Genomic DNA, 10,650 nt, shown 5'->3' on the forward strand with positions numbered 1-10,650 from the left:
GGTAACCCCACCTCTCGGCAAGGCCTGACTGTCAGATCAAGTCTGAACTTCTACATTTAATTGCCGTCATAATTGTTTGCTATTTTGCATTTTGCTGTCTCGTCAGTGTTGTCTGCGTAAGGTAGTCAGGCTGTATGGTCTTGACCCCCGTCCCCCTCTAAGCAACAATCCCTCCGTGCCGTTCCATCCCGGCACTGGGCCGTGAGAACCCATCGACTGCAGGCGAGGTGCTGTTTTCAGCACGTTTTCCAAACTTGCGTTGCGTCTGCCTGACCGGCAGTCGCTGGTTTTCACGCACTTCTAGCAAGAGGTTGCCCATGTCTGATTTCTCAAAACCCCGCCATTCCCACTACCGCTTCCCCTCCAGCGAAGCCAAAGACCTCCGTCTGCCCTTTGTCCGCCGCGTGCCGGACCGCACTTATCCGCATTACTGGCAGCCGGCGGAGCCCAAGGATTATTCCGAGGCTTGCGCCATTGGCCGTCAGTACGCCGCGCATCTGGCGCAGTTGTTGAAGACTAATCGCCAGCATGCGGCGCGTGGGTTGTTGTTCCGTATCACCAGCGATATGGATTTTGCCGACAAGAGTCACCGCATCGGCCTGTGCAAGGGTTTCTTCAATTATCTGGAGATGTTGCTGAACCTGGCGGTGGAGCGAGTGGATCTGGCCCAGCATGTGGAGGCGGTGCAGCAGCTTTATCTGTGTCTGGAGCAGTTGGCGCAGGCGCAAACGCAGAAGCGTTACCGCAAGCGAGGCCGGGGCGGCTAGCGCGGCGGAGTCGCCCATGAGAAACGGCCCCTAGGGGCCGTTTTTGTTTCATGTTCTAAGAACCTGTTTACGATCTGCTGCGCGTCGGCGATACGGCGTTGAAAACCGTTTCGAAATGCTCATGTACCGCTTGTACATTCCGCTTTCTCAACGGTTTTCGCCTTGTCTCGCCCTAGCTCGCGAGATCGTAAACACGTTCTAAGTGGCTTAGAACGCGAAGTGCTCGTCCTGCAACTCCATCAACGGTTTGGCGCCGGCCTTGAGCTTGGCCAGCAGGCTGTGCACTTCCGGGAACAGCTTAGCCATATAGAAGCGGCCGGTCAGGATCTTGGCCTGGTAGAAGCCGTCTTCGCCGCCGCCCAGCTTGGAATGCGCCACTTCCGCCATTTGCGCCCACAGCCAGGCGTAGCTGAGGTGGCCGATCAGGCGCAGGTAGTCGGTGGCGGCCGCGCCGGCTTCGTCGCGGTTCTGCATGCCGGCCATGCCGATTCCCATGGTCACTTCACCCACGTCCTTCAACAGCTTGGCCAGCGGGGCCACGTAGTCGGCCAGTTTGTCGTTGCCTTCATTGGCCTGGCAGAATTTGTGGATTTGCTTGGTGAACTTGCGCAGCTTCTGGCCCTGGTCCATCAGCACTTTGCGGCCCAGCAGGTCGATGGCCTGGATGCCGTTGGTGCCTTCGTAGATCTGGGAGATGCGGCAGTCGCGCACCAGTTGCTCCATGCCCCATTCACGGATGTAACCGTGGCCGCCGAACACTTGCATGCCCAGGTTGGCGGCTTCGTAGCCGTTGTCGGTCATGAAGGCCTTGGCCACCGGGGTGAGCAGGGCCACGAGGTCGGCGGCGTCCTGGCGGGCGTCGGCGTCCGGGTGTTTGTCTTCAATGTCCAGTTGCAGCGCCAACAAGCTGGTCAGCGCGCGGCCGGCCTCGGTGTAGGCTTTCTGGGTCAGCAGCATGCGGCGCACGTCCGGGTGGACGATGATGGGGTCCGCCGGTTTGTCCGGGCATTTGTCGCCGGAGAGCGAGCGCATTTGCAGGCGTTCGCGCGCATAGGCCAGCGCGCCCTGGAAGGAGGCTTCGCCTATGCCCAGGCCTTGCATGCCGCAGCCCAGGCGGGCGGCGTTCATCATGGTGAACATGCAGGACAGGCCTTTGTTGACTTCGCCAATCAAATAGCCCTTGGCGCCGTCCAGGTTGATCACCGCGGTGGCGTTGGCCTTGATGCCCATCTTGTGTTCCAGGCTGCCGCAGGCCACGGGGTTGCGGCTGCCATCTTCGTGGAACTTGGGCACGATGAACAGGGAGATGCCTTTCACGTCCTTGGGCGAGTCCGGCAGGCGGGCCAGCACCAGGTGGATGATGTTGTCGGACATATCATGTTCACCGGCGGAGATGAAAATCTTGGTGCCGGTAATGCTGTAGCTGCCGTCGCCGTTGGGTTCGGCGCGGGTTTTGAGCAGGCCCAGGTCGGTGCCGCAGTGCGGTTCGGTCAGGCACATGGTGCCGGTCCAGCTGCCGTCCACCAGTTTGGGCAGGTAGGTCGCTTTTTGCGCTTCGGTTCCGTGGGCATGAATGGCAGAATACGCGCCGTGGGACAGGCCGGGGTACATGGACCAGGCCACGTTGCTGGAGCACTGCATTTCCATGATGGGGAAGCTCAGCGCTTTGGGCATGCCCTGGCCGCCGTAGGCCGGGTCGCAGTCCAGCGCCGGGAAGCCCAGTTCACAGTATTGCTGGTAGGCTTCCTTGAAGCCGGGCGGGGTGGTGACGGATTTGGTGGAGCTGTCGTAGTGGCAGCCTTCTTCGTCGCCCTGGCGGTTCAGCGGCGCCAGTTCGCTTTCACAGAACTGGGCGGCGGCTTCCAGGTAGGAGCGGAAGATGTCCTGGGTGGCTTCTTCGTAGCTGGGCAGGGTGGGGATGATGTCCTGTACCTTGATGAGCTCGTGGAGCACGAAATCGAAATCCCGCAGCGGGGCTTGGTATGCAGGCATGGGTCTCTCCTGTTGGTTTTGCGCGGCCTGGACTTTGCGGCCCAGGTCTGTAGTGTTTGGGTTCGCCCTGCGCTTGGGCGAATAATTCAAACGCTTGTTTAAATTATCGACGAGGCTTTGACAAGCTTTTCGCGCTTTCCCCGGCGGTGAGTGTGGTTTAACGGCAACGGGCGCGGATGAGGGATTGATACATTCCAGATGACTTGGTTTAGACGCAAGGTACGCAAATGGGTTGCCTACCGGCATCATTGGTTTCAGAAGCCCGGCTTGCGCCGGCTGGCGCCGTATTTGGACCGGCCGGCGTATTGGTCGCTGAACCGGCGCAAGGTGGCGATGGGGGTGGCGGTGGGTTTGTTCGCCGGCCTGATGCCCGGCCCCACGCAAAAGGTGACGGCGGTGACGCTGGCGCTGCTGATGCGGGTGAATCTGCCGGTGGCGGTGCTGTTCACGCTGTACACTAACCCTTTGACCGTATTGCCGCTGTATTTTCTGGCTTATGCTTATGGCAAGCTTTTACTGGGCGATCCGGCTGCGGGTACAATGACGCCGCCGCCCGGTTGGGGGCAGTTGAACCTGGCGGAGTGGTGGCGCTTGACGCTGGACTGGCTGGCCGATCTGGGCTGGCCTTTGCTGGTGGGGCTGCCGGCGCTGGGGCTGACGTTCGGTGTGATCGGCTATGTGCTGACCCGGCTGCTATGGCGCTGGGCGGTGGTCAGCGCCTGGAAAAGCCGACATTGCAAAACACTTTAAGGGGCCATCGTGAATCTGCTTGAGAAGCAATTGTCGTCGGAGTTGGTGTATCAGGGTGGCTTTCTCGAGGTGCATAAGGACAAGGTGGCGCTGCCGGATGGGGCGGCGGCCACGCGCGAATACATTCTGCACCCCGGCGCGGTGGCGGTGCTGGCGCTGACGCCGGACGGCGGGCTGGTGCTGGAGCGCCAGTATCGTTATCCGGCCGGCCGCGAGTTCGTGGAGATTCCCGCCGGCAAGATAGATCCGGACGAGGAGCCGGCGGCCACCGCGAGGCGGGAGCTGCTGGAGGAAACCGGCTATGTGGCGGAGCGCTGGACCTATCTGGGCACCGCTTATCCGTGCATAGGCTATTCCAACGAGCGCATCAGCTATTACCTGGCGGAGGGGCTGAGCCAGCAGGGCCGCCGCCTGGACGAGGGCGAGTTCCTGGAGGTGCTGACGGTGCCGCTGGAAGAGGCGATGCGGATGACGCTGAGCGGGGATATCTGCGACAGCAAGTCCATCGTCGGCCTGCATTGGCTGGCCGCGCATCAGGCCGGGAGGATGGCGGGTGTCGCCGTTTGATCCCTACCGGGATCGGCGGCGCGGACGGCGCATCAGCATGGGCTGCAAGGCCCGCATCCGCTCCTTGATCAGCGGCGAAACCCATTACGGCGAGTGCGTCGATCTGTCGGTGGACGGCATGGCCTTGCGTTCGTCCTTCGTGCCGCAGTTCGGCGAGCGCCTGTCCGTCATCGTGCTGGCGCCGTCGGTGGGCGGCATGCCGGGCAAGCCCTTGGAGGCGGTGGTGGAGGTGAAGCGCTGCAATGAGGTGCAGCGCGGCCGCATCTATGAAATCGGCGTGCGCATTATTCAGCGCAAGGGCTGAGCGCCGCCGGCCGCGCGAGCGCGGCGCATGCTTTATATTTCTTTCTCTCTTTTCGCCACCTTGCGCGGTGCGAATGTTTCAATCGCCGCGCTGGAAATGGTTGATTCTCAAAGCATTTTTTTTGGGCCGATTTCCGTTTACTCCCGCTTACACGCCGCTCGTCTCCCGTTACAAAAAAAAGCTGGCGGAATTCGCCATCCATTTCAAATACTTGTATTGAATCTGGCTCGCGATCTCATATTTTGTGTGCAGGCGCTGTTTTGCCCTGCCAGCCCGTGCGTTATGCTATACCCAGAAAAAGAAGCCGGAAACAATGTGAATACTCTAATTCAGCAAGGGGAGCAGCGGATGCCGTGTGCATATCGTTTGCGCCTCTGCTACCTGCCAGGAGAGAGCCATGCACCCGGATATCTTCAGTCACTACGCTGCTCGTTACGACAAGACTCGTGAGGAGGAGTACACCATCCAGGAGTACCTGGAGCTCTGCAAGAAAGACCCCGGCGCCTACGCCACCGCCGCAGAGCGCATGCTGGCCGCCATTGGCGAGCCGGAGCTGGTGGACACTCGGCATGATTCGCGTCTGTCCCGCATTTTTTCCAACAAAGTCATCAAGGTCTATCCCGCGTTCCGTGATTTCTACGGCACCGAGGAGGTGATCGAACAGGTGGTGTCCTACTTCCGCCACGCCGCTCAAGGCCTGGAAGAGAAGAAGCAGATCCTCTATTTGCTGGGTCCGGTGGGCGGCGGTAAATCGTCCATCGCGGAAAAGCTGAAAGAGCTGATGGAGCTGGTGCCGTTCTATTGCCTGAAAGGCAGCCCGGTCAACGAGTCTCCGCTGGCGCTGTTCAACTACGACGAGGACGGCGCGCTGCTGGAAGAGGAATACGGCATTCCGCGGCGTTATCTGAAGAGCATCCCCAGCCCGTGGGCGGTGAAGCGGCTGCATGAGTTCAACGGCGACATCGGCCAGTTCCGCGTGGTCAAACGCTATCCGTCCGTGCTCAAGCAGATCGCGGTGGCCAAGACCGAGCCGGGCGACGAGAACAATCAGGATATTTCGTCGCTGGTGGGCAAGGTGGATATCCGCAAGCTGGAGAAATACGCGCAGGACGATCCGGACGCTTACAGCTACTCCGGCGGCTTGTGCCTGGCCAACCAGGGCTTGCTGGAATTCGTGGAGATGTTCAAGGCGCCGATCAAGGTGTTGCACCCCTTGCTGACGGCGACCCAGGAAGGCAACTTCAAGGGCACCGAGGGCTTTGGCGCGATTCCGTTTGAAGGCGTGATCCTGGCTCACTCCAACGAGTCCGAGTGGAAGCAGTTCCGCAACAACAAGAACAACGAGGCCTTCCTCGACCGGATCTATATCGTCAAGGTGCCGTATTGCCTGCGCGTGTCCGACGAGATCAAGATCTACGACAAGCTGATCCGCAACTCTTCGCTGGGCCGCGCGCCGTGCGCGCCGGGCACGCTGAAGATGATGTCGCAGTTCGCGGTGCTGTCGCGGCTGAAAGAGCCGGAAAACTCCAGCCTGTTCAGCAAGATGCAGGTCTACGACGGGGACAATCTGAAGGATACGGATCCCAAGGCCAAGTCCATCCAGGAATACCGCGATTACGCGGGGGTGGACGAGGGCATGAGCGGCTTGTCCACGCGCTTCGCCTACAAGATCCTGTCCAAGGTGTTCAACTTCGATCACAGCGAGGTGGCCGCCAACCCGGTGCACTTGCTGTATGTGATCGAGCAGCAGGTTGAGCGCGAGCAGTTCCCGGCGGAAACCGAGCAGAAGTATCTGACCTTCCTGAAGGAGTACCTGGCGCCCAAGTACGTGGAGTTCATCGGCAAGGAGATTCAAACCGCTTATCTGGAAAGCTACTCCGAATACGGCCAGAACATCTTCGACCGCTACGTCAGCTTCGCGGACTTCTGGATTCAGGATCAGGAGTACCGCGATCAGGACACCGGCGAGATCTTCGACCGCACCTCCTTGAACGCGGAGCTGGAGAAGATAGAGAAGCCGGCCGGGATTTCCAATCCCAAGGACTTCCGCAACGAGATCGTCAACTTCGTGCTGCGGGCGCGCGCCAACAACGGCGGCAAGAACCCCACCTGGACCAGCTACGAGAAGCTGCGCACGGTGATCGAGAAGAAAATGTTCTCCAACACCGAGGAGCTGCTGCCGGTGATCTCCTTCAACGCCAAGGCCAGCGCCGAGGACGCGAAGAAGCACGAGGACTTCGTCAACCGCATGGTGGAAAAAGGCTACACCGCCAAGCAGGTGCGCCTGTTGTGCGAATGGTATCTGCGAGTGCGCAAGTCCTCGTAAGCCATCGCGGGTCCGGCGTCGCCAGGGCGGCGCCGGAGATCGACGCGCGGCCGCTGGCGCCGGCCGCGCGGAGAATAACAACAGCTGTCAGGCGCGGCCGCCAGCGGGCGGCGGCGCCGGCACAGGCAAAGCGAGGTGCTTATGTCCCACATCATCGATCGGCGCCTCAACGGCAAGAACAAGTCCGCGGTTAACCGCGAACGGTTCCTGCGCCGTTTCAAGGCTCAAATCAAGGAGGCCGTCGCCAAGGCGGTCAAGGGGCGCAGCATTACCGATATCGAGAGCGGGGAGAAGGTCTCGATCCCGGTAAAGGATATCTCCGAACCCGTGTTTCACCATGGCAAGGGCGGCATGACGGAAAACGTGCACCCGGGCAATGAGGAGTTCGTCAAGGGCGACCGCCTGCCGCGGCCGCAGGGCGGCGCGGGCGGCGGCGGCAGCAAGGCCAGCCAGGACGGCGAGGGCGAGGACGACTTTGTGTTCCAGCTGTCGCGCGAAGAGTTCATGAATGTGTTCTTCGATGATCTGGCGCTGCCCAATCTGATCAAGACCCAGCTGATGGGCATCGAGGAAATGAAGACGGTGCGCGCCGGCTACACCAATGACGGCACGCCGGCCAATATCAATATCGTGCGTTCGCTGCGCGGCGCGCTGGCGCGGCGGGTGGCGATGGCCGCGCCGACGATGGCGACGCTGGGCGACGCCGAGGAAGAACTCGATTCCCTGATGGAGGATGACGAGGACAACACCTCGGAAATCCGCGAAAAACGGCAAAGCATCCACCGGCTGCGCGAGCGCATCGCCAGCATTCCGTGGATAGACCCGTTCGACCTGCGTTACAACAACCGGGTCAAGCAGCCCAAGCCCACCAGCCAGGCGGTGATGTTCTGCATCATGGATGTGTCCGGCTCCATGGACGAGCAGAAGAAGGACATGGCCAAACGCTTCTTCATCCTGTTGTACCTGTTCCTGCAGCGCAATTACGAGAAGATCGAGGTGGTGTTCATCCGCCACCATACCAGTGCGGTGGAGGTGAGCGAGGAGGATTTCTTCCACTCGCGCGAATCCGGCGGCACCGTGGTGTCCTCGGCGCTCAACCTGATGGCGGAGATCGTCAAGAAACGCTACGCCGGCAGCGAATGGAATATCTACGCCGCCCAGGCGTCCGACGGCGATAACTGGGACAGCGATTCCGCCAACTGCGGCCGCATCATGGAGGAGGATTTGCTGCCTTACTGCCAGTACTTCGCCTACATCGAAATCACCGAGGGAGAGCCGCAAAACCTCTGGTATGAGTATCTGAAGGTGCAGGAACGCAACCGCCAGTTCGCGATGCAGAAAATTCGTTCGGCTTCCGACATCTACCCGGTCTTCCGGGAACTGTTCAAGCGCCAGCCGGCCAATGGCCGCGCCGCCACCGCCTGAGAACGTGTTTACAATCTTGCGAGCCAAGGCGAGACCAGGCGAAAACGGCTGAGAAAGCGGAATGTACAAGTGGTACATGAGCATTTCGAAGACGTTTTCAACGCTGTATCGCCGACGCGCAGCAGATCGTAAACAGGTTCTGAGCGGTCTTGCCAAGGGGGGAGCAACATGACACCGATTTCTACCGGGTCCGAATGGACCTTCGACCTGGTCGACGAGTACGACCGGCAGATACGCACCATCGCGGTGGATGAATTCAAGCTGGATGTCTATCCCAATCAGCTGGAAGTCATTACCGCCGAGCAGATGATGGACGCCTACGCCTCGGTGGGCATGCCGGTCAACTACCATCACTGGAGCTACGGCAAGCATTTCGTCGCCACCGAGAAAAGCTATAAGCGCGGCCAGATGGGCCTGGCTTATGAGATCGTGATCAACTCCAATCCCTGCATCGCCTATCTGATGGAAGAAAACTCCATGACGATGCAGGCGCTGGTGATCGCCCACGCCGCTTACGGCCACAACAGCTTCTTCAAGGGCAATTACCTGTTCCGCGCCTGGACCGACGCCTCGGCCATCATCGACTATCTGGTGTTCGCCAAAAGCTATATCACCAAGTGCGAGGAGCGCTACGGCATAGACGCGGTGGAGGATTTGCTGGACAGCTGTCACGCGCTGATGAATTACGGCGTGGACCGCTACAAGCGGCCGCAAAAGCTGTCGCTGGCCAAGGAGCAGGCGCGCCAGGAAGAGCGCGAGCAATACCTGCAGACCCAGGTCAACGATTTGTGGCGCACCATTCCCAAGCGCGACAAGGACGGCAGCGACAAGTCGCCGCCGCGCTTTCCGCCGGAGCCGCAGGAAAACCTGCTCTACTTCATCGAGAAATCCGCGCCGCTGCTGGAGCCTTGGCAGCGCGAGGTGGTGCGCATCGTGCGCAAGGTGGCGCAGTATTTCTACCCGCAGCGCCAGACCCAGGTGATGAACGAGGGCTGGGCCACGTTCTGGCACTACACCATCCTCAATCGCCTGTACGACAAGGGCATGGTCACCGACGGCTTCATGATGGAGTTTTTGCAGAGCCACACCAATGTGGTGTATCAGCCGCCGGTGACGGCGCGTTGGTACAACGGCATCAACCCGTACGCGCTGGGTTTCTCCATGTATCAGGACATCAAGCGCATCTGCGAAGCGCCCACCGACGAGGACCGCGCCTGGTTCCCGGACCTGGCCGGCACGCCGTGGCGCGAGTCGCTGGAGTTCGCGATGAAGAACTTCAAGGACGAGAGCTTCATCTCGCAGTATCTGTCGCCCAAGTTGATTCGCGATTTCCGTCTGTTCTCCATCCGCGACGACGATCACGACGACAAGCTGGAGGTGTCCGCCATCCACGACGACATCGGCTACCGCGACATCCGCGGCAAGCTGGCCGAGCAGTACAACCTGGGGTCGCGCGAGCCCAATATCCAGGTGTGGTCGGTCAATGTGCGCGGCGACCGCAGCCTGGTGCTGCGCCACACCATGCACAACCGCCGTCCGCTGGACGACAACAGCGCCAACGAGGTGCTCAAGCATGTGTGCCGGCTGTGGGGCTTCGATGTGCGGCTGGAGAGCGTGGACGGCAATGGCGACGTCAAGCAAAGTTACGAGATGAAATCCAATCTGGAAGCGGTGCGCATCTAGCCGCCGCGGCCGTGCTATAGTCGCAAGCCCGGGCCCGCTGCCAAGCCGGCCCGGGTTTTTCATGCCGCCGGCCATTGCAACTTTCCCGGCCGGCCGGGTTCGAAACGATATTTCGCGCGCCAGCGCCGCCAGGGGAGACATCATGGACCAGCATTGCGATCATCAGCCGGCGGAACGCCTGCCCCGCGTGGGCGTGGCGCCGCTGCGGCCATTCGATCAGCCGGCTTTCGAGCAGGCGGTCACCGATTTGCTGCGCGCCTGCGGCTTCGAGCCGGCGGGGGATCCGCACCTGGGCAAGACCGCGGAGCGGGTCAGCGCTTTATGGCGCAACCGCCTGCTGGACGGTTACGCCGCCGATCCGCGCGAGGTGTTGGGTTGTGGCTTCGAGGACAGCTCCAGCGAGATGGTGATCATCAGCAATATCTCCATCCACAGCCTGTGTCCGCATCATCTGGTGCCGTTCGAGGGCATCGCCCATGTCGCCTATGTGCCGGGCGGCCGCCTGCACGGCTTCGGCCGCATCGCGCGGCTGATAGACGTGATTTCGCACCGGCTGACCTATCAGGAATGGATTTGCCAGGAGGTGGCGGACGCGCTGGTGCAGTACGGCATGGCCAAGGGCGCGGCCTGTGTGATTCAGGCCAAGCAGATGTGCTTGCAGCTGGGTGAAAACCGGCGCGGCGCGGAAGCGGTGATCACCCAGGGCTTCGCCGGCGCCATCAGCGAGGCGGACCGCAGCCGTTTCCTCAGCGAGTGCAAGCAGGCCACGCATCGCTGAGCGTGCTTAGAACCTGTTCAAAGTCTGCTGCGCTTCGGCGATACGGCGTTGAAACCAA

At 60.9% G+C, this 10,650-nt stretch carries 10 protein-coding genes; 9 read left to right on the plus strand and 1 reads right to left on the minus strand.

Features of this window, described 5'->3' with window-relative positions:
• Window positions 1–317: 317 nt before the first annotated feature.
• The gene (locus tag ACE3QM_RS22230) at window positions 318–767 is read left to right on the plus strand and encodes a hypothetical protein (RefSeq protein WP_374424954.1); all 450 of its coding nucleotides are present in this window, start codon (window positions 318–320) and stop codon (window positions 765–767) included.
• A gap of 207 nt (window positions 768–974) precedes the next feature.
• Here ACE3QM_RS22230 and ACE3QM_RS22235 read toward each other — a convergent pair whose 3' ends face one another.
• Window positions 975–2,759 carry an acyl-CoA dehydrogenase C-terminal domain-containing protein gene (locus ACE3QM_RS22235; RefSeq protein ID WP_374424956.1) on the minus strand — a complete coding sequence of 595 codons (1,785 nt, stop codon included), beginning with the start codon at window positions 2,757–2,759 and terminating at the stop codon, window positions 975–977.
• A 198-nt stretch (window positions 2,760–2,957) separates the two neighbouring features.
• On the opposite strand from ACE3QM_RS22235, the gene ACE3QM_RS22240 reads away from it, so the two are divergent.
• The 8 genes from ACE3QM_RS22240 (at window position 2,958) to folE (ending at window position 10,592) form a co-directional block, all read left to right on the plus strand.
• Complete coding sequence (locus ACE3QM_RS22240; RefSeq protein ID WP_048409194.1) at window positions 2,958–3,509, plus strand: DUF2062 domain-containing protein; 552 nt, start codon at window positions 2,958–2,960, stop codon at window positions 3,507–3,509.
• 9 nt (window positions 3,510–3,518) lie between these two features.
• Window positions 3,519–4,076, plus strand: a complete 558-nt coding sequence (locus tag ACE3QM_RS22245; RefSeq protein WP_374424959.1) for an NUDIX domain-containing protein — start codon at window positions 3,519–3,521, stop codon at window positions 4,074–4,076.
• Window positions 4,063–4,380, plus strand: coding sequence for a PilZ domain-containing protein (locus tag ACE3QM_RS22250; protein ID WP_082150950.1), 318 nt, complete (start codon window positions 4,063–4,065; stop codon window positions 4,378–4,380). The genes ACE3QM_RS22245 and ACE3QM_RS22250 overlap by 14 nt, the downstream gene beginning before the upstream one ends.
• 27 nt (window positions 4,381–4,407) lie before the next feature.
• Window positions 4,408–4,830, plus strand: coding sequence for a hypothetical protein (locus ACE3QM_RS22255; protein ID WP_374424961.1), 423 nt, complete (start codon window positions 4,408–4,410; stop codon window positions 4,828–4,830).
• On the plus strand, window positions 4,778–6,706 hold the full coding sequence (locus ACE3QM_RS22260) for a PrkA family serine protein kinase (protein WP_019100828.1): 1,929 nt from the start codon (window positions 4,778–4,780) through the stop codon (window positions 6,704–6,706). Before ACE3QM_RS22255 ends, ACE3QM_RS22260 begins: the two co-directional genes overlap by 53 nt.
• Window positions 6,707–6,847: 141 nt before the next feature.
• Entirely contained in the window at window positions 6,848–8,131 is a 1,284-nt protein-coding gene (locus ACE3QM_RS22265) for a YeaH/YhbH family protein (protein ID WP_048409197.1), read from the plus strand.
• 168 nt (window positions 8,132–8,299) lie between these two features.
• Window positions 8,300–9,814 carry a SpoVR family protein gene (locus ACE3QM_RS22270; RefSeq protein ID WP_374424964.1) on the plus strand — a complete coding sequence of 505 codons (1,515 nt, stop codon included), beginning with the start codon at window positions 8,300–8,302 and terminating at the stop codon, window positions 9,812–9,814.
• 142 nt (window positions 9,815–9,956) lie between these two features.
• Window positions 9,957–10,592, plus strand: coding sequence for a GTP cyclohydrolase I FolE (gene folE, locus ACE3QM_RS22275; RefSeq protein WP_048409199.1), 636 nt, complete (start codon window positions 9,957–9,959; stop codon window positions 10,590–10,592).
• Window positions 10,593–10,650: the final 58 nt, after the last annotated feature.

The sequence above is a fragment of the Chromobacterium sp. genome, from assembly GCF_041912965.1.
Lineage (GTDB): Bacteria > Pseudomonadota > Gammaproteobacteria > Burkholderiales > Chromobacteriaceae > Chromobacterium > Chromobacterium aquaticum.